The following is a 22,038-nucleotide window of genomic DNA, read 5'->3' on the forward strand; positions in this document are numbered from 1 at the left end:
CCCAACTCGCCCGACAGCAGCTCGATCTCGCCCGCGTCTGGCTGTTCCCAGTCGACCGCAAACAACCGGAGTGCCGCCCCGTCCCACTGCCCCGCGACAATATCGGCTTCGCTGATCGCCGCGCTGTTCAGCGAGCCCGCCACCTCGCTCGACCGCGCTTCCAGCCCCAGCTCGGACACGATTGCGGCTGGAGTCATCCCTGGTGCGGGATCATAGCGCACGCCGCCGACCATCAGGGCCCGATCGTGGCTGGTCAGCGCCAAACCCGCGCCGTCACGCCGCTCGAGCCGCCAGCAGAAGGCCAGCGTCGTGAGTTCGCCGTCCGAAATTCCGCTCATCCCTCACGCACCTCGATCAGCGGCACGCTCGGCGCCTCGCCCGCCAGGAAGGTTGCGCGGTTGACCTCGATCCGATCGTCGGCAAAGCGCACCGGCACGTCGAACAGGAATCCCGCCGCAATGCTTGCCCCCGCTGCGGGGGCCGCGTCGAACCGAACGATTCCCATCGGGTCGAGCACCCATCCGCTGCTCCGCTCGGTGCCATTGACCGACACGACAACGCTCCCCGCGATTGGCCGCGTGATCCGCCGCTCCTCCCCCTCGCCATAATGTTTGACTAGTGCGAAGCTCGTCCGCACCCCATCGCCGACGCCCAAAACCTGGTCCCCGAATGATGGCGCGTCGCCCATCGCTTTCGACGACCAATCGAACGGGTCGCGAAACCGGAACCCTATTGCCGGCCCGCGCCGCGCCCGGAAAAACTCGATCAACACGCCCAGCTCGCCCTCGCCCCTGACGCCCGGCCCCGCATCGAACCGCAGCCGCGACTGGCTCCAGTTGGCGTTGCGAAACTCGTGCCCGCTCGCGCTGGTCACGACGTTGGTCGAAAAGCTTGGAGCAACGCTCGCCTCGGCCCCGATCGCGATCGGGAAATCGACATCCTCGAACGGAACCACCTCATTCTCCTTGCCCAACATGGTCACGCCGTCGCGCAGCCATTGCGGCATCGCCCAGATAAAAGTCTTGGCGACACCGCGCGCCTCCGCTTCGCGCGCCGCATCGATGATCGCCCGCCACTGCTCGCGCTCGGCAGCGCCGGCGACGAACCCCGAAAAATAATGCTGCTCGGCGGGCGCATAATCCAGCCGCGCCGCAACCGTCGCATAAGCCACTTCGCGCGAGCCACGCCGGCCGGTTGTGACCCACTCATAGTCTTCCAGCTGCAGCACATCGAATGACGGCCGCGCCCACCCCAGTGGCAGGTTGGCACGCCGAACCTCGGGCACCGCCGGGTCGAGAACGCCCGGCAAATAAGTTAGCAAATGCGCCCGCGTCCCGGGCGCCGCCGCCTTGGCCGCCGCCAGGATCGTTACGGTCGAACTCGCCAGTATAGCCCCCGCCCGGTCGAGCAGCGCTTTCTGTGCCCCCGACAGGTTTTCGCGTAGGTCGGCAATCACCACCGGTTCCCCGCCCAGCGCCGCCTTGGCCGCGTCGTCGTAGCAGCAGATCGCCCCGTCGCCGCGCACCCACCACCACGGCTCGCCGACCTGGAATTGCGGCGCCAGCCCGGCCGCAACTGACAGCCCAACCAGATTCGCCGCGATCCGCCCCAGATAGCTAATCCCCGCCGCGCTGGCGGGGGACACCAAAGTCGACGGCGGCTCGTAACCCGTCGCCGCCGCCGCCCCGTCATGCGCCCGCTGCTTCCACGACACCGGGCAAAACATGTCCAAAATCTCGTAGGACAGCGACCAGATCACGGCGAATCCCCGCATCTTGGCCGCCCGCGCGAAATCGCGATGCCACGCTAGCGCCGCCGCGTTCATTTCCCTTGCCGGATCGACCAACCCATCGCCGCCCAGCGCAAGATAATGGCTCATCCCCACGTAATGGACGATTGTCCCGCGAAACCCCGCCGCCTCGACCGACCGCACCACCCGCTCGGGCGCAAGATTATACATGTCGTCATAGGCGGTCGCCGCGCCATACCCATGCTCGGGCGCCCAGGCGTCGCCGGCGCCGAGCACGCTGCCCGAACCGTCGCTGGCAATCTCGCTGATCTCGAGCCGCGCCATCGCCGGCGCGCTAATCAGTTCGCTGCTCCCCTGGATGTAGGCCGGGGGCACTAGGCTGAAGAACATCCGGTCGATGTCCTTGGGATAAACCCGTTCTGCCTCGGCCGGCAGTACATAGCCCCCGTCGAGGGCATCGAAATCAAGCGTCACTTTGGCATCGGTCGGGCCGCCGACGGCATAATTCCACAGCCGCACATACCAAGATCGCGCCGCGCCGCCCGCATCGCGCCCCTCGATTGTCAGGGTCGGCCCATTGACCGCGTCGAGCGCCATTAATCCGGTCGACTTCCATCGGAACCTCAGCTGACAGCGCGAATAATCTCGCTCCGACTCCCGCATCCGCGCCCGATGCGAATAACGATCTTCGCTCTCGTAAATCAGGCCGACCAAGTCACCCTTCCGCAAATACTCCGCCTCGACCGTCACCCCGCGCTCGTCGGAAGTCGTCACAGTCGACGCGATCGTCCCGCGCGGGAAATCGACCGTCCAGTCGACCGCGGCGAAGCGTTTGACTGTTGCCTGCTCGACCCGCGCTCCTGGCCGCGTAAACCAGATGCTCACCGTCGATCCTCGCGAATCGCCGAGCGGACCGCGCGGGCCAGTTGCCGCGACGATTGGCGCAATACTCCCGGATCGCCCGGCTGCGGCGTGGAAATCGAAATCGCCACGCGCACGTCACGCCCGCCGCCGCGCGCCGCCTCGATCCGACCGCTGCCCGACGGCACGAATAGTTCGGGCCCGCGCTCGCCCACGACATAAGTTCGCCCCGCCGACACCGGTCCGCCGTGGGACCGCCCCGGAGCGCCGAGCAAACTCGACAGCGCCGTAGTCAGCGCCGACCCGACCCCGCCACCGCCAGCCCCGCTGCCAGGGCTGAACAGCGCGCGCAGCGACGCCTGGGCGATCTGAGCCATCGCCGACAGCGCGATCTTCTTCAGGTCCTCGAACCCCAGCTTGCCGCTGACCAGCGCGCGGCTGAGCGAAGTCTCGATCAGCCTCCCCGCCCGGCCGACGCCCGCCGCCAGCGGCCCTTCCAGCTCGCCGCGCATGGCCGCCACGTCGCGCGCGAAACCGGCGGTGTCGGCGCGGACGCTGACCACCAACTGCTCGATTTCACCGTCCATCATTCCACCCCGTCCGGAAAGCGCGCCATCATCGCCGCCAGCTCCTCGCCCGCGACGGGCTCGGCCCCATCTTCGGAAAACATCGCCGCGAGCTCCGCCGGCGTCGCCGCCCAAAACTCATCCGGCCGCCACCCGAGCAACCGCGCCGCCAGCCCCGACAGCACCACCGCCCGCTCGCCCAACAACCTCAGCGCCCCTGCAAAATCTGCCCCAGCACCAGCTTGAGCATTGGGCTAATCCCCGCTAGCCCCTGCTCGACAATCGCCTCGCCGATCCGCGCCCGGTCGATCGCCGCCGGCCGGGTCGCCGCCGACAGATGGTCGAACAACGTCGCCATCTCGCCGATCCCCAGCCGACCCTCGGCTGCCCGCTCAACCAGCGCGAACAGTGGCCCCAACTCCCCTTCCGCTGCGACCAAGGCTGCGAAGCTTGGACGAATGACAATCGCCTCGCCCGCAACCTTCAAACTCGCCTCGCCGCGATACGGATTAGCGCTCACAGCGCGATCACCTCGCCCGAGCTTTCCAGGCCAAGCGTGTAGTTGCGCTCGCCGTTGAAATCGCCGGCATATTCGAGCCGCGACACCAGGAACCTGCCCTGCATCCGCTCACCGCTTTCGAAACTTAATTCATACCCGGCCAGCCCTCCACCCAGCGCCAGCCCACGCAACTGCGCCTCGGCCGAGCTCCCGGTGAAAATCCCGCTTGCCGCGACGCTCACCGAGCGCACCCCGGCTCCCGACAGCAGCTCACGCCACCCGCCGCTGTCCTTGTTGGTGATGGCCACCGCGTCGCCATTGATCGTTAGCTGCGTCGTCTTCAGTCCCGCCACCGTCGCGTAAGTCGGGGTTGGCCCCCCGCTTCCAATCTTCAGCAAAAATGCACTCCCACGTTCCGCCGCCATAAGTCTCTCCTTGAGTTTTGCCCCTCTCCCCTGAGGAAGAGGGAGGGCCCCAAGCTGAAGGCTTGGGAGGGTGAGGGGGTGCTAAGTCGCCAATAGCCTTGCGCGAAAATCGATCGCCGCTGCCCACGGCCCGGCGACATCGCGCACCGTCCGCCGCCGCAGAAGCCTAAAGGACACCAGCTGCCATCCGGCCGCGTCGCTAACCTCCGCGACGATCGCCTCGACCGCGTCGGCCAGCTCGGCCAGCCGCGCCGGCGCATCGTCCCACACTGTCAGCGCGACCAACACCTCGCGCCCGTCGCCGCTCTTGTGGCTCCAGTCGCTCTCGCTGCCCGCATCGATCACCGCATAGGGAAACGCCGCGCGCGCCGGCGGCCCGTCGTAGATTCCGGTAAGCCGCATCTCGCTCGCCAGCGCGCTCGCCAGCGCTGCCTGCAACGCTCCGCCCGCGCTCATCGCCAGCCTCTCAGCGCAAACCGCAACCGAGCATCCTCGATCATCCGCCGTGCCAGCCCACGCCCCTCGATCCGAACGCCACTCGCGTCACGCGCAACGCGCACGCCGGGAACCTCGAGCGCGGCCGCCTCGACCCTCGCCAGCGTCGCTGCCGCCGCCACGCGCGCCTGTTCGCCAACCCGCGCCACCAACCCTTCGAATAGCGCCATCACCGCATCTCCTCGCATCGCAACAAAATCCGGTCGGGCAGTTTGGGATCGTCGATCCGTTGTCTGATCAACATCGTCCGCTCGCCCCACGCCACACGTTGCCCGATCGCGATCCCCTCGCGCCTCCGGATCGTGACTCGAAATCGCGGCAGCGCGGACAGCGCCTGTCCCTCGGCTTCCGCGCCCACCCCTTCGGCGACGATCGCCGCCAGGCACCGCGCCACCGTTTCCCAGCCCGCTTCCTGCAGCCCGGCCGCCGTGCGCAACGTCACCGGCCGCTCGATCCGCACCCGCTCTTTCAGCGTCCCTGCGAACTCCCCGCTCATACCAACCGCATTCTGCAGTAGGGCCGCCACAGCGCGGTCACCGCCGCCGGCGGCTCGCCCCCGCTCCCGTCGCGCGTCGTGAATAGATGTGCGACCAGCCGCAAAATCCCCTGGCGCAACGGCTCGGGCACACCGTTCGTTCCGCTCGACAGCCCCGCCTGCCCGGATACCCGCACACGTCCGGCGGCACTCGTGGTCAAGCGCATCCAACCGTCGCCGTTCGCATCGACATCAACCGCATAGGCCGCAATCGGCAGGACCAATCCCGTGCCGTCCGCAGCCAGAACCGCGACCTCGTCGATCGACCGCACGGGGGTCAGCGACAATCGCTGCCACTCCCCGCTCGCTGCCATCACTTCCTCGAACGGGCGCAGCATCAGCACTTGCCCGGTAAACTGCTCGCACAGCGCGCTCGCGCTCCGCACAAGCCCCGCCAGCAGCGCTTCTTCCTCGCCCGTTTCGACCCGGGCATAAGCTTGCGCCTCGGCCATGCTCACCGCCGGTTCGGCCATGTCGATCGTCAACATCACCGCTTCTCCACGCGCAGCATGATCGATCGGCTGTCTTCGTAACCGCCGGCGGTCGTCACATGGTTGGTCAGTCGGTACAGCCGCCCGGGGACGCCGCCGCTAACCGTGACCGTGGCGAACAAGGGGCCGAATTCGCTCGACACCACGGTCACCCCGCCCGCCTCGATCGGCTCGACCGTCCAGCTGCTGGCCGCCAGGCCATCGGCGTCCAGATAATCGGACCCCCAGTCGACGCTGTAATCCAGCGACGCCAGCGGATCCTTCAACAGAAGTGTCATCCACCCCCCCTTGAATTTGAGAAAATTCAGCGCTGTTCAGGCATTAGCGGCACATCGGCTAATGCGATCGCCGTCTGTCTCGATAATCTCGGGCCGTGCGGTGCGCAGGACGTTAAAATCCTGGGTTACCACGATGGCTTGCTTGCTTTTCCTTTGCTGGCACGCGCCGAGTTTCAGCGCGACAGGGGAAACCCAAGCTCAGCGTTTGAACAATCGCCAGATCAGGGTTAAACCCCGGCAATGTGCCGAAAATCTTACAACATCCGAACCCGGTTGCTAGTCGGGATCGACGATTCTTGCGTCAGGTGCTCGCCGTCGTTCGGCCAGTTATTGGTTTGCGCTTGAAACACTTCGTCAGGCCCGACCGGCTAAGCTTGGTCGTGATCGGCTTCTGTTCCCTGAGCATCCTTCTGTTGGCGATCGCCTACGTCGGCTTCGCTCAACCAATTCTGGATGACTGGTGCTTCGCGGTAAACTCGCTTCCACCGATCGAGCGCGCGAACGATCTATACATGACATGGACCGGACGATGGCCGACGACGGCCCTACTTGCGTCCCTCCTGCGAGGGCAGGCGGTTGCAGGCGCGAATTATTGGCTGCTTGCCGCCCTGGGGCTTCCTGTTTGGTTCGGCGCGTTCCTAATCGTCGCGGATCGCGCCATGGAGCAGAGCCGATGGCCGGCCAAGATATTCGCGGCCGTCGTGTTGCTCGCGACGTTTTGGTCAACAGCTCTCGGAACCGGTGAGACCTTCTACTGGGTGGCCGGCTATGTTGGATATGGGATACCTTTTCTGCTTGGCGCCGGTTGTCTGTCGGCTGCGTCCCGTTCGACGATCCTCGCTTGCGGCCTAGGGTTTCTGTCGGCCGCGATGAACGAGTTGGGCGGCATTGTCCTGATCGTCTCACTCGCTGGCCTGTCCGCCCATCGTTTCCTTGAAAGGCGATCCTTCATTCCCACTTTGGCGATCATGACCGCCGCGGCGATTGGAACCGCCCTCGTCATCTTCTCGCCGGGCAACGCCGTTCGCGGGCTCGATCAGCAAGTCATGAGTTGGCCGAAGATCGCCTGGACCGTCATCCGCCCCTATGAATCGGCGCTTTCGATCATCGCCGACCCGCGCGGTCTGGCCTTGGTCGCCGCCACCTTAGCCGTTCCCAATCCTGACCGTAGGATTCCAACGCGATGGTGGCTTGTCCCGGCCACAGCCATCGTCGCAGCCTATGTCGCCGTTCTGGCGGTCGCTGTCGGCACGGGGACGGCCCCCGGCTACCGGGTGCTGTCTTTCATTCAGGCTGGCATTTTAGGCTCCTTTTTCTACGCCGCGTGGCAACTTCGTGGGCTAGTCGCGTCGATCCGAACTGCCATTCACCTGGCCTTCGCAGCGGTCCTCGTCACCGGGCCGGCCGTGGGTTCGGCGCTTCATGACCTGCCAATGGCCGTCGGCCAATGGAACCCTGCCCATCGTGACCGTTGGAATCTCCTTCAGGCTGAGCGAGGGCGTGACGTAACCCTTCCCGATTACGCGCAGTATCTTTCGATCTACCCCGACAGGGAAATTGCCACCGATCCTAACGCGCCAGTCAATCGCTGCATCGCGACTTATTTCGGTCTTCGTTCCATTCACACTGTCGGCGCGGATGGGCGAAGATGGCATTAGGCGGCCACCGCCCTCACCCCGCAAAGTTGACATCATCGCGTCTGGCCGATGCTCCGCTCGACGTCGCGAGGCTCGCGGCGTTCGTCCGTGAAGAAAATACTGGGTCGAGCGGGCCCGCTCGCCTATTCCCTGGCCATGCGCTACGAATTCAAACCGGTCTCAGCCTGCAACATGTGTGGATCGACCGACTTCCGGTTTTTGGGCATGCGGCTCAGCGCCTCGCAGGGTTGGACGCCTCGCCGGGCGAAAGGGATCGCCGTCCCCGTCAAGCGTTGCCGGGCCTGTGGACTGGTGTTCGCCGATCCCCAGCCTATTCCCGAGAGCCTGGCGGATCATTATGGCCTGCCGCCCGACGAGTATTGGATCGGCGAAGCCCAGCGGCACTGGACGCCCGCTTATCTTTCGGACGAGATAGCCGAGGCCAAGCGCCTGCTCGACTTCACGCCCGGAATGAAAGCCTTGGATGTCGGCGTCGGCCTCGGCAAGGGCATGCGCTCCCTTGCCGCGGCCGGGTTCGACGCCTGGGGCATTGAACCTTCGCCCGAGTTTCGCGACCATGCGATCGCGAAGTTCGACGTCGATCCGGATCGGGTCGCGCTAGCCGCGGCCGAGACTGCCGAATTTCCTGACGGCCATTTCGATTTCGTGACCTTTGGGGCGGTACTCGAACATCTCTACGACCCTGCGCTGGCGCTCGATCGCGCGATGCGCTGGCTCAAGCCCGGCGGCATCCTTCACGCTGAGGTGCCGTCGTCCGACTATCTGATGTCGCGGCTTCTCAACCTGTTCTTCACGCTGCGCGGCACCAATTACGTGACCAATATCAGTCCGATGCATTCACCCTTCCACCTCTATGAGTTCACCCTTCGCTCCTTCCGCAAATACGAAGTCGCCCACCATGGCTATATGATCGGGGTAACCCCCCACCTTCCCAAACTGCTGACCCGCCCGGTCGAATGGCTGATGGCCTGGAGCAGGACCGGTATGCAGCTTATCGTCTACCTCCGCCGCTAGCTTGGGCCGGATCAGCGCGGCTCGGGTGCCAGGCGCGGATCGGCCAGCGCGGTTGCCGTTCGCCTCGCCGGAGCCTTCTTGCCGGCGTCCTTGGCCGCGATCTGCGCGATGCTCGCGTCGGCCAACCCGAACTGGCAGAGGCTCACGCCGCCACCGCCTTGATCACCGCGAAGTTGAGCACCAGTGCCTCGGCCAGCGCCCCGCCGCTGTGATTTCTCACTTGGATGCGGCACGATCCGGCGGCAGTGGCGGTGACGGTCACGTCATAAGCGTCCGCGATTGCGCCGCTCGCGATGCTCACCAGCACCACGTCGGTTGCGGCAACGACGCTGTTGGTCAGCGTGAATGACACGCTTGCCGCCGCTGCCAGCGGCGCTGCGTTCATCGTGACCTGGCCGCTCGCCTTGTTCAGCGTGACCCCGGTAGCCTTGCTGGTTGCCTGCGACACTGCGCCGCCCGCCCCGGCGCCATAGCCAAGCCCCTTCCCCGACGCGACGATGACCAGGCCATTGGCATCGAGGAGCGCCTGATCGACGCCCCCCACCCGGAAATGATGGACGGTGGTGCTATAATAGAGATTGCCGCCCACGGTGGTAAGCGCCGCGTCGTTCGTCGGCGCCCCCGCCACCCAGCGGCGAAAAACCAACTCGCTCGAAAGGTTGGTGGTCTCCAGATAGAGCGCGTTGTCCGCGGCGGCGCCTCCCGTCGGGCCGAAACTATGGCCGTTGCCGGACATGTTGATATTGCCGCGGCCGACAACGCCCGCCAACGGGTTGATTTGCCCCGTGACCGCCAGAAGTCCGCCCACTGTCGCCGCGCCGGTAACGGCCAAGGCATCGCCGACCGTGAAGTCCCCGGCCGCCCGCAGGCTGCCGTTGACGTGCAAGTGACCGTCGTGGCTAATGGGCATGAGGCCGCCGAGCACCATCGTCGGCGACACCAACTGCGTCAGATTTTGGTCGCCTTCATGGTAGCATCCGATGAACAGATTGCCCGCGTTGGGGTCGTCGGTGCGATAGCTGCCGCCGGTGCGGAACGTCGTGCCGCTGGCCCACGGGACGATGCCGTTATAGGTGCCGCCCGGCCCGATAAAGCCCCACCAGTTATTGTTATCGGTCGTGCCGGTCGGTGCGTTGGTTGAAGCTCCCGCTTCCTGGTCGCGCTTCACATAGTAGCGATTGCCGAGATAGGTGCTGGCGGTTGGCACACTCCCTAGGGCGCCGTCCCAACCGTTGGCCGCCGTGTGACAACCAAAATAGCTGTTGCCGAGGAAGCTGCTGTCCCAGATGCCCCATTGGCGGTTGGAGGCGCAGTTAACTGCGATGATCGTGCAGGCATTGCTGTCGGCACTGTCGAAGAATATACCGTTGCGGCACCCTTCGATCGTCAAATTCTGCAGTCGGCAAATGTTGGCGTTACCCTCGATAGCCCCGCCGCTGCCTACCGCCGCCTCCGCATGGATGCCATTCCCAGGAAACCCCTGAATATAGACGTCGCGGATCAGCGCCATGCCGCGCAGATGGACGCCATGCGCGGCGCTTTCGACCCCGGCAAAACTACCCTTGAGATAAAGGCGTTCGATGATCGACCCTGACCCCGCCGTGGCAGCGCCGGCGAACGCCCCGCTTGCACCGGTCGTGTTGTAAGCCTGGACCCGGATACCGGTCGTTCCCGCGTCCCACCGCAGGACGGTCGACCCGCCCCCAGTCAGCCCCATCGCTTCACCCCGCAGGCAAATCGTGTGGCTAAGGTCGAGCGTCGACGTTCCGAGATAGTAATGGCCGGCCGGGATGAGCAAATCTCCCGAACCCGCTCCATAACCATAGCCCGCAAGCCTGGTCGACTTGAGATAGGCGATGGCCGCGAGGAAGGCGCCTCCGTCGTTGGTGGCTCCGTCTCCCGTTGCGCCGAACCATTTGACGTTGACTGGCCCCGAAAATTTGCGGACCCACGAGCCCGACGCCCCGCTTGGCCCAGTCGTCGGTGCGACATGGATGCCTTGATTGGGATCGGCGGTGACCTTCGACGACAGGTCGGAGCTGTCGAAGACGAACATGCCCTCGCGGCCCGGCTCGCGGAGAAAATAGGCAGCCGGACCGCTCACGCTTTTCGCGGCCAGGGCCGACCGGCTGGCGACATCGATCGCCCCTCCCGACTGTCCTGCAAGGTCAAGCTTGGCGAACCATTCGGCCGCCGCGACCAGCGCGATGGTCTTGCTGCCGATTGTAAAATTGGTCGGCGATCCGCCAATCGGGTCGCGGGCGATGGTGCCGCCCGCCTGCATCGTCCCGCGCCCGACTTCGCGCTCGACCGGCTTGTCGACGCCCTGGATGCAATAATAGAATTGGTCGCCGGCAACCGCGGCCTCGGCGAACCCGGTATAGCCGCTGACGGCGGCGCCCAGGCTGATCGGGCCGGTGCCCTGGACCGCGGTGAAATTGCGCACCAGGTCGACGAACTTCGGCGTGAATGGCATCGCTACCAAGCTCCAATCGGTCAAAAAAATAAATGGATGTCGGGGGCGGGCGGTCAGGGGCCCAGCCCGCCCCCGCCGACGTCAGGCGAACTTCAGAAGCTTGATGCTTTCCGAATTGGTCACCTGGCCGCCGACCCGCTTGGTTGCGTAGAAATGGACGTAGGGCTTGTTGGTGAACGGATCGCGCAGGATCGTCGTCGCGTTGCGCTCGGCGATGGTATAGCCTGCCTTGAAGTTGCCGAACGCGATCGACAGGCTGTTGGCCGCCACGTCCGGCATGTCCTCGGCCTCGACCACGGGATAGCCGAGCAGGGTCGCCGGGCTTCCCGAAATCATACCTGGTTGCCAGATATAGGCGCCATCGGTGGTCTTGAATTTGCGGATCGACGTCGCCGTGGTCGAATTCATCACGAACACCGCGCCTTGGCGATAGGGCTGACGCAGCGACTGCACCAGGTCGAGCAGCTTGTCCTGCGGGTTGGACGCCGGAAATCCGCCCAGCACGCCGGTGCCGATGGTCTGCAGCGTGCCCATCGGTCGCACCCCGTCGAGGGTAACCGCGTTGGGCGAGCTCAGGTAGCCGAGCGGCTGGCTGACCCCGCTGCCCTTGACGAACGCCATCCCCTCGGCGCGGGCGAATTCGGTCGCGATCTCGCTTGCCAGCCACGCCTCGACATCGAACATCGCATCGTCGAGCATCTGCTGCGATGCTGCGGGGTTGGCGTAAAGGTCGCCGTTGGCAGGCACGATTTCGGTGAACGTGCCGGTGTTGGTGATCGGCCGCGCCGCCTCGAATCCGACCCAGCCCGACGGCGTACCGCCGGTCGACACCAGCTTGCGATAGCCGGCGGTGCCGACCTTGACGACATTGGCGATGGCGCGGATCGGCGAGATCGCGACCAGCGTCTTGTCGATCGCCTCGTCGATTTCGCGCGGCACCGCATAGCCGCCGATCGCGTCCGATGAGCTGCCGATCGCCTTTTGCTCCAGACCGCTTTCGACCCCGCGCCGCAGATATTGCTCGACGAACGCTTGGCCAGCGGCCGATTTCACCCCGTCCAATGCCGGCCGCTGCCCGGCAATCACGCCCTCGTCGATCCGCCGCTTAAGCAGCGCCAGCTCGTCCTTGAGCGCCTGCACCCCATCCTCGTCCCGCTCCAACGCCTCGAACGACGCCTCAAGTCCATCCGCCTTCACTTCAATCATCGCTCTCTCCCGCATAAAAAACCCCTCTCCCCTCGAGGGAGAGGGAGGGGCCCAAGCCGGAAGGCTTGGGAGGGTGAGGGGCTGCAACACCCCTCGATTTACTTCGTCATTTCACTCCACCGCGTGCACTCGCGCCTTCGGCTGCATCGGTTCCGCCACCAGGCTGACTTCGATCAGGTCGAGGTCGATCAGCTCGCGCAAGTCTCCCCGCCGGCCCGCCTCGCGAACCCGATAGCCGAAGCTCAGCCCATCGAGCTTGCCGCTGGCGAGCAGGCTCGCCGCGCGCCGCGCCTCCTCTCCCGTGCCCAGCTCGGCGATCACCCTGAGGCCGCGCCGGTCCTCGGATAGATGCTCGACCCGCCCGATCACCGCGCCGGCCTTATGTTGCCACAGCAACGGCACCGCGTTGCCGCGCGCCAGGCTCTCCGCGAACGCGCCGGGCCGAATCATGTCGCCGCCCCGGTCCGGTTTCCCGAAGACCGCGGCGTAACCCGCAAAGCGGACACTCACCCCGTCACCAGATCGGTCAGCCTCAGCCGCACCGCCAGCCCGATCAACAGCGCCGCGCACAGCAATCGCGTGACCCAGGCGACCACCGCCTGGCGCGCGCTGCGCTTGGCGTCGCGCCATGCGCTCAACAGCTCGCGCAATTCGTCCATGTCGCGCCGCGCGCGCGGGTCATCCAGCCCCAGTAGCCCCAGTGCCCGGCTGGCCCCCGCCTGGCTCGCTTCCTCGGCCAGCGCGCGCAGCGTCACCAGGTCCGCCCCGCGCCCTTCCGCCTGCGCCATCAGCCTCGCCAGCAAATGATCGCCCGTCATCCGCGCCCTTCCACTTCGAACCCCAGCTGAACCCGTTTCTCGTCGCGGCTCAGGAACTCGGCCGCGCCGACCTGCTCCCACAACCGCGCCCGATCCTCGGCCAATTCGCTGATCGCATCCTCGTCGATCCTGATCTCGATGGCGCCAACCCAATCGCCAAGCAGCTCATTGAGACCCGCCAATATCCGCCCCGCCATTGGCAGGATCGTCCGGCGATACAGCGCTCGCCCCGCTTCGCGCGCGTTGGCGTAGGTGGCATCGCCCGGCAGGCCGACCAGCACCGGCGGCACCCCGAACGCCAGCGCGATGTCGCGCGCTGCCCCGTCCTTCAACGCGGCGAAATCCATGTCGGACGGCGTCAGGCTCAGCGCCTGCCACTTCAGTCCTCCGTCCAGCAGCAGCGGCCGTCCGGCGTTGGCGCTGCCCGAAAACATTTCCGCCAATTCGGCCTTCAACCGATCGAACTGCGCGCCCGACAACTCCGACCCGTCGCCCGGCTCATAGACCAGTGCCCCGCTCGGCCGCGCCGCATTGTCGAGCAGCGCCTTGTTCCACTTGGCCGCCCGGTTGTGGACGCTCGCCGGCGCAATCGCCGCGTCCAGGCACCCCAGCCCGTAATGATCGTCGCCCGGATTGAGCGCCTTTAAATGCGCCACCTGCCGCCGTCCCATCGGGTCGCGCAGCGCCAACCGCGTGGCCGTCGTGCCCACCCGATAGACCAGGCCCGCCGGCCACCCAGCCGCGTCGGTCGTCACCGTCACCCGCTCGGACCGCAGCAAGTGCAACTCTGCCGGCCGTTCGCGGCCATCGGTCAGCAATTGCACATAGGCATTGCCGTGCAGCAGCAGCGCCGCACCGATCCGCTCGATCAGCGCATTGCGGCCTAACAGGCGGACCGCATCCTCCCGTCCGGCATCGGCATAGAAAGTCAGCGACCCGAGCATCCCCGCGACGAGCCGTACAGCGCGTTGCCCGACCGGATTGAGCCGGAACACCTCTTCGTACTGCGCCTCATACCCGCGCGCGAAGCCGCCCGCCTCGCCGCCCTCGCCGCGCAGCCACACCGGCACAAACGGCCGAGCGTCCGCCGGCGCACCCTTGCGCCCGAACCAACCCATGCAATGCTCCTGTATTTTCTAGCCCCTCTCCCCTTGCGGGAGAGGGCGACTCAGCGAAGCTGAGCGGGGTGAGGGGAAGCTAAAGCATCCGCACCCTCGGCACCCCGCTCCTGGTTTCACTAAGCTCGGTCATCGCCCACACCATCGCGTCGGCCCGGTCCGGAGATCGCTTTCCGTCATAACCGCCACCGATCATCAGCCCGGCCAGCTCGGCCTCGAGCTCGGGAAATACGCCCGCGAAAAACGCACGCCCGGTTTCGAACCGGATCGCCACCGGCTCGGCCCGCGCTACCTTGCCGCGCGTTGCATGAACCAACTTGACCTTCAGCCTACTATCCGCCGCCGTCAGCACGCTTTCGACCAGCGCGCCGCCTTGATTGGCCTCTGCCACCACATGGCTCGCGCCCCACTCGGCGGAGGCCACCGCTACCGCCCGCGCCCACCGCTCGGGCCGCCCGGCCGACACGCTCGCATCGGCAAGGACATATAACTTCCCCTCGCGTCGCCCTGCCACAACGATCCCGCACGCGTCGCCTTCCGTCCCCACCGCCGGATCCACGCCCACCACGATCCGATCGAAAGTGCCCCTCTCCCCTTGAGGGAGAGGGAGGGACCCACCGCAAAGCGGTGGGAGGGTGAGGGGAGGCACCCGCGCTGCCTCCACCATCGCTCGCGGAAACAGGCTTCCCTCGGCCTCGGTCATCAGCTCACCGTTCAATTCCTGCCGGCCCAGCCGCGATCCGCCATAGGTCGCGATCATCACCTCGATGAACGCCTTGGGCAGGCTGAGGTTGTCCCCCGTCCTCCCGCCGGTTTCGACCGTCCACGGTTCGGCCCTGATCCGGTCAAGCAGCCGCATCGGTCGCGGCGTTGTCGTCACCAGCGCGCGCGGCCGCGGACCATGGCGCAACCCCATCTGCAAATTGTCCCACGCCGCCTCCGGCTTTGCCCATTTGGCGAGTTCGTCACACCAGGCGAAATCATGTTCCGGCCCGCGCAGACCGTCAGGGTTTTCGCCCGAAAACAGCGTCGCTACGCTTCCGTTCGGCCATTTGAGCCGGCCCAGGCTCGGCTCCCACCGCAGGCCCCGGCACCGCCGCGCCGCCGCCGTCAGCAAGCCGCTCTTGCCCTCGACCATCACCGCGCGGGCCTCGTCGATCGACGCCCCGACCAGTGCGATCCGCCGCCGGCCGCTCATCGCCAGCCGGTGAATCCACTCGGCGCCGGCTCGTGTTTTGCCATAGCCGCGCCCGGCCATCATCAACCACACCCGCCACCCGTCGGCGGACGGCGGCGCTTGCCCGTCGGCGTGCCACGCCTCGAAATCGGCATCGAGCCGCAACGCATCCTCGGGCAGCATGGCGGCGATGAATTCCCACCGCTTCGCCTCGGTCATGTGCGCCAGTCGCTCAACCATCGACCGCTCGATCCCCATGCTCATCGGGCGAGCAGCCATTTGAGCGTCGCCACCCGATCGACCGCGCCCTTGGTCTCGACCGTGCCGGTGATCCGCTCCTGCAGCCGCGACAATCGCGCCATGATCCGCTCGACCGCCTCCTGATATTCGGTCGCATCGACGTCACCGTCAGCCTCGACCGCCGTGTCGCGGTGCATCCTGAGCAGCGCCAGCGCGGTGCGGTCGTCATAGCGGGTCAGCACGCCCGCCTCGGGATTCTTGATATCGACCGGCCGCTCGACCCCGTGCAGCGCACGCTTCAGCAGCATCATCTCCAGCGCCGCCACCGCCGTCGCCACCGCCTTGCCCCACGCCGCGCGAAACGTGGCGTCCTGGCTTCGCCGCCGGTATACGCTGGTCGAGGATACTTCCGCGCTCTCGGCTGCCAGAGTCACGTTGCAGCTTTCGGCCAAGGTCTCGAGGAACCGCTCGGTTTTCGCCTCGGTCCATCCTTTGAGCGCCTTGCGCAGCTGCGGGGTTTTGCCGCCCCTCACCCTCATGCCCCGCGCCTTCACCATTCGACCACCACTCCCCGCCAAACTAAAAAAAGGCCGGCAAAGCCGACCTTCAAATCTCCGAAGATGCCCCGCTCATCCTGAGGAACGGCTGAGCCAGTCGAAACCTCACTCGAAGAACGAATCGCTATTTCTGACTGTTCCTAACTTGTACCGAAACAGCGTGACGATGTCAAGCTAGTTTTACCGATTTGGTTATTTATCTAGTTTTCTGAACCATAGCGATTGCCGCTGCTACTGCTGCCTCGACGCCCATTCCGCTCGTATCGAGCAGTTGGGCATCCCCGGCCCTCGTCAGCGGCGCGTCCGCCCTTTCCTGATCCCGCGCATCGCGCGCGGCCAGGTCGACGACGATCTCTTCCAGATGCGCCGGCATTCCGCGCTCCTCCAGCTCGGCCATGCGCCGCGCCGCGCGCACCTCGATGCTCGCGGTGACGAACAGCTTGGCGCTGGCGAAAGGAGCGATGACCGAGCCGATGTCGCGCCCGTCGAGCACTGCCCCGCCCGCTTGGCGCGCGAAGGCCCGCTGCCGCTCCAGCAGCGCCGCGCGAACGCCGGGGTAGGCCGAGATGCGGCTGGCGATCGATCCGACGATCTCGCTCCTCAGCTCGGGGTCGTCGGCGGTGATCTGCGCCATTTGAGCGCACGCTCGCACCGCTTCGAACTCGCTGCCCGGATCGCCGCCGAAGCGGACCATGGTCAGCGCCGCCGCGCGGTACAGCGAGCCGGTGTCCATGTGCGGCAGCCCAAAATGCTTCGCCAGGGCGCGCGCGATCGTGCCCTTGCCGCTCGCGGCGGGTCCGTCGACGGCGATCACGAGTGGAACGGTGCTGCTCATGGGGATGTAGGCGCTTTGACAGGGCCCTGTCCCTATGGCAAGGCGCCCGCCAATCGCCGGACGGGCCCTCGCCCGCCGCCTTTCACCATGGAGACATGACCAGATGGTCAAGACCGAATGGGGCACCAAGCGTAGCTGCCCCAAATGCTCGACCCGCTTCTACGACCTCGGCACGGGAGACCCGGTCACCTGCGTCAGCTGCGGCAATGCCTGGCAACCCGAGCCGGTGCTCAAGTCGAAGCAACCGCTGCCCTACGAAACCGCGGTCGTCCCCGACAAGGTCAAGGAGGCCGATGAGGATCTCGGCGCCGAGGATCTGGTCCCCGACGAGGACGAGGAGCCGAGCGCCGACGACGAGGTCGATCTGTCGACCGGCGACGACGATCTGGGTGTCGGGACCGGCGACAAAGACGAAGAGAATTAGGGAACTCTGAAGGGCGATTTTCCCGTTTGCGAAACGGGAAACTTGCCCTAAAGGGCGCCCTCGAAAACGCCCCGTCAAAATACTATTCTGACGGGCGCCAAAACGGGGCCGTAGCTCAGCTGGGAGAGCGCTGCAATGGCATTGCAGAGGTCAGGGGTTCGATCCCCCTCGGCTCCACCATGCTTCAATCGGCCGGTCCGGGACCGCCCGGATTCAACCGCAACTCCGCCCGTAAATAGGCGCCTCAAGGGGCGCCTTTTTCTGTCATGGCCGCAAAAAAATCGGCGCTTTCAACGCCGCCGCTTGATCGATCCGGGCTTGACTGGTTAAGTGACGAGCTGCTGGAGAACCAGGAGTGTGTCAGGTACGGCGAGCCACTGCTGGGGCTTCGAGTGAGGTGTAAATGACGTCCAGCCAGCGTGGGACCTCGCTCGATGAGTTCCAGCACCAATATTGGCGCTCGGCTCCGCTTCTGAACGAGAAACTAGCACCTCTATCTGCTGATCAAGTCCCCGAGGATCAGTTCAAGCTGGCAGCGGACAACATTCCGGTTCTTTGTTGGATGGCCAATGGCGATGGGTATATCGTCTGGTACAATCGCCGTTGGCACGAATATTCCGGTACCACGCCAACCGAAATGGAAGGCTGGGGCTGGCAGGTTGTTCATGATCCCGAAGTGCTCCCGGCAGTGATGGAGCGATGGACCCGGTCCATCAGCACGGGCGACCCGTTTGAAATGACCTTCCCTCTAAAGGGCGCAGACGGGGTATTTCGTCCATTTCTCACTCGGGTCCAGCCGGTGCGCGATGCTACCGGCGAGGTCGTGCGCTGGTTTGGTGTAAACACTGAAATTTCGGCACAGCAGTCGGCCGAGCATGCGCTACGCGAAAGCGAAGAGCGATTGCGGCTGGTCCTCGATGCGGCTCCGGGTGGCTTCTATGCTGTCGATCGGGAGGGGAACACGACCCTGGTCAGCCGTGGGTTTCTGGATATGCTCGGTTTCAACGCCGAGGAGGACGCGCTCGGCCGAAAACTGCACGATCTAATCCATCACACTAAGCCCAACGGCGCGCACTATCCGGTCGAAGAATGCCCGGTCTATCGCTGCGCCTCGACCGGCCGGCCCGCATATGTTGCAGAAGAGAGCTTCTTCCGGCTCGACGGAGCGGCCGTGCCAGTGGAGTATTGGGCCACACCGATCCACCGCGGAGGGGAGCATATCGGGGCGAGTTGTACGATCGTCGACTTGAGGGAGCGGAAGCGAGCAGACGCCGCGCTTTTTGAAGAAAGCCGCACTCTCGAGACGCTCAACAGCACTGGATCCGCCATTGCCGCCGAACTCGATCTGGAACGGTTGGTTCAGATGGTGACCGACGCCGGCGTTGAACTGACAGGAGCTCAGTTTGGTGCGTTTTTCTACAATGTGCTGGACCCAGGCGGCGAAAAATACCTGTTATATGCCCTCTCCGGTGCCGAGCGTTCGCAATTCGACCACTTCGGCATGCCGCGAGCCACGGCGATCTTCCATCCCACCTTCATGGGTGAAGGAGTGGTCAGGTCGGAGGACATCACGGTCGACCATAGGTACGGAAAAAGCGACCCCCATCGCGGAATGCCCAAGGGTCACCTCCCGGTGCGAAGCTACCTTGCAGTTTCGGTAATCAGCCGTTCGGGAGAGGTGATCGGCGGGCTCTTCTTCGGGCATCCCGAAGTTGCTCGCTTTACGGCCCGGCACGAACGATTGATCACTGGCGTAGCGGCGCAGGCAGCAGTCGGAATCGACAACGCCAGGCTCTACGAAGCGGCCCAAAGGGAGCTCGCCGATCGCGTGAGCGCTCAAACCGCCCTACGTGAGCTGAATGACACGCTGGAGCAGCGCGTCGCAGACGAGATCGAGCGCCGCGCGGAAGCGGAAGAAGCGCTCAGGCAGTCGCAGAAAATGGAGACAGTGGGGCAGCTCACCGGCGGCATTGCTCACGACTTCAACAACCTGCTTCAGATCGTCAGCGGCAACCTGGACATTCTCTGCCGGAAGATGCCCGACGATGCAGCACCCCTCCGCCGTTATGCCGAGCGAGCGATGGTGGGCGCGCAGCGCGCGGCAACGCTAACGCAAAGGCTGCTGGCATTCTCACGACGCCAGCCGCTGGCCCCCAAGCCGACGGACGTCAACCGGCTCCTGCCGGGGATGTCGGAGCTGCTTCATCGCACGCTGGGTGAAACGATCGAGGTGGAGACGGTGCTTCCGCCGCGCATCTGGCTGGTGGAGACAGACCCCAATCAGCTTGAGAATGCAATTTTGAACCTCGCGCTCAATGCCAGAGATGCGATGCCCGATGGGGGTAAGTTAACGATCGAGACTCAAAATACATACCTCGACGAAACTTATGCATCCCAGAATCCCGGCGTGACCGCGGGCCAGCATGTCGTCATTTGTATCTCCGACACGGGCGTTGGCATGGATGCGGGTACCATTGCCAAAGCCATTGAACCCTTCTTCACAACTAAAGAGGTGGGCAAGGGTACCGGCCTCGGTCTGTCGATGGTCTACGGGTTCATCAAGCAGTCGGGCGGTAACTTGAAGATTTACTCGGAACCCGGCGAGGGAACGACGGTAAAAATCTACTTGCCGCGGCTGGTCGGGCAGGCGGCGGTGGACACCGAAGACGAACAAATACCTCCACCTGCAGGCAGCGGAGAGGAAACGGTCCTCGTGTGCGAAGACGACGAGGAAGTCCGCGCCTATTCGGCCGAAGTTCTGCGCGAGCTTGGCTATCGTGTGTTGGAAGCGGCCGACGGATCGGCGGCCTTGGCGCTGTTGCGCAACAAGGGGACCAAGATTGATCTACTGTTCACAGACGTAGTGCTGCCCGGAGGGATGAGCGGGGCCGTGTTGGCCAAAAAAGCGGCAGAAATCCGCCCCGAGTTAAAAACCCTGTTCACAACCGGCTATGCTCGCAATGCGATCGTTCACCAGGGCCGTCTAGATCCCGGCGTGCAGCTCATCACGAAACCGTTTAGCTACGCAGATCTGGCTGCGCGGATCAGAGACATACTCGATAGGGCGTGAGCGTTTGAAGTGGTTCAAACCAATCATGGCGAATATCTATCGGCCCAAGTTTTGACGTTGGGATCTTGGGAGTTGCAGTAACGCGACGAGGGCCGTTCGCCCAACGTCGCGGCGCCTGCGATCGCCAAACATTTTTGGAAGATGGCGGCCGATGCGACGCTACGCGATGTCGTGCTGCTGGTGCGCGCCGACGAAGCCCATCATCGCGACTTCAACCACGGCTATGCCAGCTCGCTCGGCGGCTCCCCAACCGACCGCGCGCTGGCCGCACCCTATCCGCCGCATGCCGATACGGCGCTACCGGCGTAGCTACGCTCAGCCGAGCGACTAAAAAGCGGCGGCGCCTTTTGACGCCGCCGCTCTTTTTTTCGGCTGACTGTAAATCAACGCTTAAGTGGCGAGCTTGCTCGACACATTGTTGAAAGTGCTGCCAAGGTTGTTACCGATATTGCCCATCGCCGCAATCGCGGCCACGGCGATCAGAGCAGCGATCAGGCCGTACTCGATCGCGGTCGCACCCTGTTCATTCTTGATCAGCTTTAGAAGCTTCACCATCTCTGATCTCCTCGACGGTCCACAAGCGGGCCGATCATGATTTACGCGCCGGTCGGTTCCGCCGGTTGTACGCAAGAATAGGTCGAAAATGGTTGCGAAAGACTTAAAGCGCTCGGTTGCCGCCGGTTAACCGCAAAACTGTCGCTAGGCCGTACATTGGCTGGCTCGCCGCGCCATAAAAAAACGGCGGCGCCATTCGACGCCGCCGCCTTTTCAGGCTGATGTCAACTTCACGTCGAGGCTTACGTCTTGAGCTTGCTCGAGACGTTGTTGAAGGTGCTGCCCAGGTTGTTACCGATATTGCCCATCGCGGCAATCGCGGCAACGGCAATGAGAGCGGCAATCAGGCCGTACTCGATCGCGGTCGCACCCTTTTCATTTTTGATCAGCTTAAGAAACTTCGCCATCTCTGGTCTCCTTCAGGTTCCACCAGGGAAATCCACATTCCCCACCTTCGCGGCGGTATTTGCGCGTCGGTTGAGAAGAGGATTACTGCCCGAAGGGTTGAGAAACCTTTAAAAGCCCCGGTTTGCGCGCCTTAACCATGATTTTTGTATGGGCGTGCTAGCGATCGGCGGTCATTTGCTCGACCAGGTCGATGATCTGGCGCAGCGCCTTGCTGCCCTCGCTCCATTCGTCGGGCAAGGGGCTTTTGCGCGGCGCCAGCGGGCGGCGCCGCTCGGGGATGCGGAACTGCGACGGCAGCGAGGGCCCGCCTCGCCCGTCGAGCGCTACTGCTGGGGCCATGAAGCGGCGCCAGATTTCGGCCGGGGCGGTGCCGCCGGTGATCTTGCCGAGCGAGCCATTGTCGTCGCGCCCGACCCACACCCCGACCACCAAATTGCCGGCAAAGCCGATGAACAGCGCGTCGCGGTTGTTCTGGGTCGTCCCGGTCTTGCCGAACGTCGCCGTCGACAAGGCGGCGCGGCGGCCGGTGCCCTCGTTGGCCGCGGCCCACAGCAAGGTCAGCATCGGCGCCCGGTCGCGGCC

General features: G+C 64.9%; 26 protein-coding genes, 1 tRNA gene and 2 pseudogenes. 6 read left to right on the top strand and 23 right to left on the bottom strand.

Annotated elements, in window-relative coordinates; translation table 11 throughout:
- From H0W65_RS08540 to H0W65_RS08590, 11 genes are all read right to left on the bottom strand, one after another.
- Positions 1-338 (bottom strand): DUF2163 domain-containing protein (locus H0W65_RS08540; RefSeq protein WP_294006438.1); only part of this gene is annotated, 338 nt, incomplete at its 3' end.
- Positions 335-2,635, bottom strand: a complete 2,301-nt coding sequence (locus H0W65_RS08545) for a DUF2460 domain-containing protein (RefSeq protein ID WP_294006440.1) — start codon at positions 2,633-2,635, stop codon at positions 335-337. The genes H0W65_RS08540 and H0W65_RS08545, both read right to left, overlap by 4 nt.
- Entirely contained in the window at positions 2,632-3,198 is a 567-nt protein-coding gene (locus tag H0W65_RS08550) for a tail tape measure protein (protein WP_294006483.1), read from the bottom strand. The genes H0W65_RS08545 and H0W65_RS08550 overlap by 4 nt, the downstream gene beginning before the upstream one ends.
- Positions 3,198-3,389 (bottom strand): phage tail assembly chaperone, encoded by a 192-nt coding sequence (locus H0W65_RS08555; protein WP_294006485.1) that lies wholly within the window; start codon positions 3,387-3,389, stop codon positions 3,198-3,200. Before H0W65_RS08555 ends, H0W65_RS08550 begins: the two co-directional genes overlap by 1 nt.
- Positions 3,386-3,697, bottom strand: coding sequence for a GTA-gp10 family protein (locus H0W65_RS08560; RefSeq protein WP_294006442.1), 312 nt, complete (start codon positions 3,695-3,697; stop codon positions 3,386-3,388). The genes H0W65_RS08555 and H0W65_RS08560 overlap by 4 nt, the downstream gene beginning before the upstream one ends.
- Positions 3,694-4,101, bottom strand: a complete 408-nt coding sequence (locus H0W65_RS08565) for a phage major tail protein, TP901-1 family (RefSeq protein WP_294006444.1) — start codon at positions 4,099-4,101, stop codon at positions 3,694-3,696. The genes H0W65_RS08560 and H0W65_RS08565 overlap by 4 nt, the downstream gene beginning before the upstream one ends.
- Before the next feature lie 81 nt (positions 4,102-4,182).
- A complete protein-coding gene (locus H0W65_RS08570) occupies positions 4,183-4,557 on the bottom strand; it encodes a DUF3168 domain-containing protein (RefSeq protein WP_294006446.1) in 375 nt (124 codons plus the stop codon).
- The gene (locus H0W65_RS08575) at positions 4,554-4,766 is read right to left on the bottom strand and encodes a hypothetical protein (protein ID WP_294006448.1); all 213 of its coding nucleotides are present in this window, start codon (positions 4,764-4,766) and stop codon (positions 4,554-4,556) included. The genes H0W65_RS08570 and H0W65_RS08575 overlap by 4 nt, the downstream gene beginning before the upstream one ends.
- Positions 4,766-5,092, bottom strand: coding sequence for a head-tail adaptor protein (locus H0W65_RS08580; protein WP_294006450.1), 327 nt, complete (start codon positions 5,090-5,092; stop codon positions 4,766-4,768). The genes H0W65_RS08575 and H0W65_RS08580 overlap by 1 nt, the downstream gene beginning before the upstream one ends.
- Positions 5,089-5,619 (bottom strand): hypothetical protein, encoded by a 531-nt coding sequence (locus H0W65_RS08585; RefSeq protein ID WP_294006452.1) that lies wholly within the window; start codon positions 5,617-5,619, stop codon positions 5,089-5,091. Before H0W65_RS08585 ends, H0W65_RS08580 begins: the two co-directional genes overlap by 4 nt.
- Positions 5,619-5,900 (bottom strand): hypothetical protein, encoded by a 282-nt coding sequence (locus H0W65_RS08590; RefSeq protein ID WP_294006454.1) that lies wholly within the window; start codon positions 5,898-5,900, stop codon positions 5,619-5,621. Before H0W65_RS08590 ends, H0W65_RS08585 begins: the two co-directional genes overlap by 1 nt.
- 380 nt (positions 5,901-6,280) lie before the next feature.
- On the opposite strand from H0W65_RS08590, the gene H0W65_RS08595 reads away from it, so the two are divergent.
- Together H0W65_RS08595 and H0W65_RS08600 are read left to right on the top strand one after the other, a co-directional pair.
- On the top strand, positions 6,281-7,558 hold the full coding sequence (locus tag H0W65_RS08595; protein WP_294006487.1) for a DUF6056 family protein: 1,278 nt from the start codon (positions 6,281-6,283) through the stop codon (positions 7,556-7,558).
- 135 nt (positions 7,559-7,693) lie between these two features.
- Positions 7,694-8,572 carry a class I SAM-dependent methyltransferase gene (locus tag H0W65_RS08600; protein ID WP_294006456.1) on the top strand — a complete coding sequence of 293 codons (879 nt, stop codon included), beginning with the start codon at positions 7,694-7,696 and terminating at the stop codon, positions 8,570-8,572.
- Positions 8,573-8,583: 11 nt separating this feature from the next.
- On the opposite strand, the gene H0W65_RS08605 is transcribed toward H0W65_RS08600, so the two are convergent.
- From H0W65_RS08605 to cmk, 9 genes are all read right to left on the bottom strand, one after another.
- Positions 8,584-8,718, bottom strand: a complete 135-nt coding sequence (locus H0W65_RS08605) for a hypothetical protein (protein ID WP_294006458.1) — start codon at positions 8,716-8,718, stop codon at positions 8,584-8,586.
- Positions 8,715-11,048 (bottom strand): hypothetical protein, encoded by a 2,334-nt coding sequence (locus H0W65_RS08610; RefSeq protein WP_294006460.1) that lies wholly within the window; start codon positions 11,046-11,048, stop codon positions 8,715-8,717. The genes H0W65_RS08605 and H0W65_RS08610 overlap by 4 nt, the downstream gene beginning before the upstream one ends.
- Before the next feature lie 81 nt (positions 11,049-11,129).
- The gene (locus tag H0W65_RS08615) at positions 11,130-12,254 is read right to left on the bottom strand and encodes a phage major capsid protein (RefSeq protein ID WP_294006462.1); all 1,125 of its coding nucleotides are present in this window, start codon (positions 12,252-12,254) and stop codon (positions 11,130-11,132) included.
- Between the two features lie 111 nt (positions 12,255-12,365).
- Complete coding sequence (locus tag H0W65_RS08620; protein ID WP_367120135.1) at positions 12,366-12,824, bottom strand: HK97 family phage prohead protease; 459 nt, start codon at positions 12,822-12,824, stop codon at positions 12,366-12,368.
- Entirely contained in the window at positions 12,761-13,072 is a 312-nt protein-coding gene (locus H0W65_RS08625; protein WP_294006466.1) for a DUF6127 family protein, read from the bottom strand. The genes H0W65_RS08620 and H0W65_RS08625 overlap by 64 nt, the downstream gene beginning before the upstream one ends.
- Positions 13,069-14,190, bottom strand: a complete 1,122-nt coding sequence (locus H0W65_RS08630) for a phage portal protein (RefSeq protein ID WP_294006468.1) — start codon at positions 14,188-14,190, stop codon at positions 13,069-13,071. The genes H0W65_RS08625 and H0W65_RS08630 overlap by 4 nt, the downstream gene beginning before the upstream one ends.
- Before the next feature lie 79 nt (positions 14,191-14,269).
- Positions 14,270-15,631: a terminase family protein gene (locus H0W65_RS08635; protein ID WP_294006470.1), complete on the bottom strand. Its 1,362-nt coding sequence runs from the start codon at positions 15,629-15,631 to the stop codon at positions 14,270-14,272.
- Positions 15,628-16,146, bottom strand: coding sequence for a hypothetical protein (locus H0W65_RS08640; protein WP_294006472.1), 519 nt, complete (start codon positions 16,144-16,146; stop codon positions 15,628-15,630). The genes H0W65_RS08635 and H0W65_RS08640 overlap by 4 nt, the downstream gene beginning before the upstream one ends.
- Before the next feature lie 214 nt (positions 16,147-16,360).
- Positions 16,361-16,999: a (d)CMP kinase gene (gene cmk / locus H0W65_RS08645; RefSeq protein ID WP_294006474.1), complete on the bottom strand. Its 639-nt coding sequence runs from the start codon at positions 16,997-16,999 to the stop codon at positions 16,361-16,363.
- A 103-nt stretch (positions 17,000-17,102) separates the two neighbouring features.
- Between cmk and H0W65_RS08650 the strand changes: the two genes are divergently transcribed.
- From H0W65_RS08650 to H0W65_RS08665, 4 genes and pseudogenes are all read left to right on the top strand, one after another.
- Positions 17,103-17,423, top strand: coding sequence for an FYDLN acid domain-containing protein (locus H0W65_RS08650; protein ID WP_294006476.1), 321 nt, complete (start codon positions 17,103-17,105; stop codon positions 17,421-17,423).
- 104 nt (positions 17,424-17,527) lie between these two features.
- Positions 17,528-17,603, top strand: a tRNA-Ala gene (locus tag H0W65_RS08655).
- Positions 17,604-17,826: 223 nt separating this feature from the next.
- Positions 17,827-20,493 (top strand): PAS domain S-box protein, encoded by a 2,667-nt coding sequence (locus H0W65_RS08660; RefSeq protein WP_294006478.1) that lies wholly within the window; start codon positions 17,827-17,829, stop codon positions 20,491-20,493.
- Positions 20,494-20,577: 84 nt separating this feature from the next.
- Positions 20,578-20,802: pseudogene (locus H0W65_RS08665) on the top strand (alternative oxidase); the annotation flags it as partial.
- Positions 20,803-20,883: 81 nt separating this feature from the next.
- Here the strand turns inward: H0W65_RS08665 and H0W65_RS08670 are convergent.
- The 3 genes and pseudogenes from H0W65_RS08670 to H0W65_RS08680 form a co-directional block, all read right to left on the bottom strand.
- Positions 20,884-21,048, bottom strand: a complete 165-nt coding sequence (locus H0W65_RS08670; RefSeq protein WP_294006480.1) for a Flp family type IVb pilin — start codon at positions 21,046-21,048, stop codon at positions 20,884-20,886.
- A 242-nt stretch (positions 21,049-21,290) separates the two neighbouring features.
- Positions 21,291-21,455, bottom strand: a complete 165-nt coding sequence (locus H0W65_RS08675; RefSeq protein WP_294006481.1) for a Flp family type IVb pilin — start codon at positions 21,453-21,455, stop codon at positions 21,291-21,293.
- Positions 21,456-21,612: 157 nt separating this feature from the next.
- Positions 21,613-22,038: pseudogene (locus H0W65_RS08680) on the bottom strand (hypothetical protein); the annotation flags it as partial.

Origin of the sequence: Sphingomonas sp. (assembly GCF_013816785.1) — a bacterium.
Lineage (GTDB): Bacteria > Pseudomonadota > Alphaproteobacteria > Sphingomonadales > Sphingomonadaceae > Sphingomicrobium.

What these genes read in the sequence shown, in the direction of transcription:
- H0W65_RS08550 (WP_294006483.1), bottom strand. Translation starts at nt 3,198, where the DNA reads ATGGACGGTGAAATCGAGCAGTTGGTGGTCAGCGTCCGCGCCGACACC.
- H0W65_RS08565 (WP_294006444.1), bottom strand. Translation starts at nt 4,101, where the DNA reads ATGGCGGCGGAACGTGGGAGTGCATTTTTGCTGAAGATTGGAAGCGGG.
- H0W65_RS08570 (WP_294006446.1), bottom strand. Translation starts at nt 4,557, where the DNA reads ATGAGCGCGGGCGGAGCGTTGCAGGCAGCGCTGGCGAGCGCGCTGGCG.
- H0W65_RS08575 (WP_294006448.1), bottom strand. Translation starts at nt 4,766, where the DNA reads ATGGCGCTATTCGAAGGGTTGGTGGCGCGGGTTGGCGAACAGGCGCGC.
- H0W65_RS08580 (WP_294006450.1), bottom strand. Translation starts at nt 5,092, where the DNA reads ATGAGCGGGGAGTTCGCAGGGACGCTGAAAGAGCGGGTGCGGATCGAG.
- H0W65_RS08585 (WP_294006452.1), bottom strand. Translation starts at nt 5,619, where the DNA reads ATGTTGACGATCGACATGGCCGAACCGGCGGTGAGCATGGCCGAGGCG.
- H0W65_RS08590 (WP_294006454.1), bottom strand. Translation starts at nt 5,900, where the DNA reads ATGACACTTCTGTTGAAGGATCCGCTGGCGTCGCTGGATTACAGCGTC.
- H0W65_RS08600 (WP_294006456.1), top strand. Translation starts at nt 7,694, where the DNA reads ATGCGCTACGAATTCAAACCGGTCTCAGCCTGCAACATGTGTGGATCG.
- H0W65_RS08610 (WP_294006460.1), bottom strand. Translation starts at nt 11,048, where the DNA reads ATGCCATTCACGCCGAAGTTCGTCGACCTGGTGCGCAATTTCACCGCG.
- H0W65_RS08615 (WP_294006462.1), bottom strand. Translation starts at nt 12,254, where the DNA reads ATGATTGAAGTGAAGGCGGATGGACTTGAGGCGTCGTTCGAGGCGTTG.
- H0W65_RS08625 (WP_294006466.1), bottom strand. Translation starts at nt 13,072, where the DNA reads ATGACGGGCGATCATTTGCTGGCGAGGCTGATGGCGCAGGCGGAAGGG.
- H0W65_RS08630 (WP_294006468.1), bottom strand. Translation starts at nt 14,190, where the DNA reads ATGGGTTGGTTCGGGCGCAAGGGTGCGCCGGCGGACGCTCGGCCGTTT.
- H0W65_RS08635 (WP_294006470.1), bottom strand. Translation starts at nt 15,631, where the DNA reads ATGAGCATGGGGATCGAGCGGTCGATGGTTGAGCGACTGGCGCACATG.
- H0W65_RS08640 (WP_294006472.1), bottom strand. Translation starts at nt 16,146, where the DNA reads ATGAGGGTGAGGGGCGGCAAAACCCCGCAGCTGCGCAAGGCGCTCAAA.
- cmk (WP_294006474.1), bottom strand. Translation starts at nt 16,999, where the DNA reads ATGAGCAGCACCGTTCCACTCGTGATCGCCGTCGACGGACCCGCCGCG.
- H0W65_RS08650 (WP_294006476.1), top strand. Translation starts at nt 17,103, where the DNA reads ATGGTCAAGACCGAATGGGGCACCAAGCGTAGCTGCCCCAAATGCTCG.
- H0W65_RS08660 (WP_294006478.1), top strand. Translation starts at nt 17,827, where the DNA reads ATGACGTCCAGCCAGCGTGGGACCTCGCTCGATGAGTTCCAGCACCAA.
- H0W65_RS08670 (WP_294006480.1), bottom strand. Translation starts at nt 21,048, where the DNA reads ATGGTGAAGCTTCTAAAGCTGATCAAGAATGAACAGGGTGCGACCGCG.
- H0W65_RS08675 (WP_294006481.1), bottom strand. Translation starts at nt 21,455, where the DNA reads ATGGCGAAGTTTCTTAAGCTGATCAAAAATGAAAAGGGTGCGACCGCG.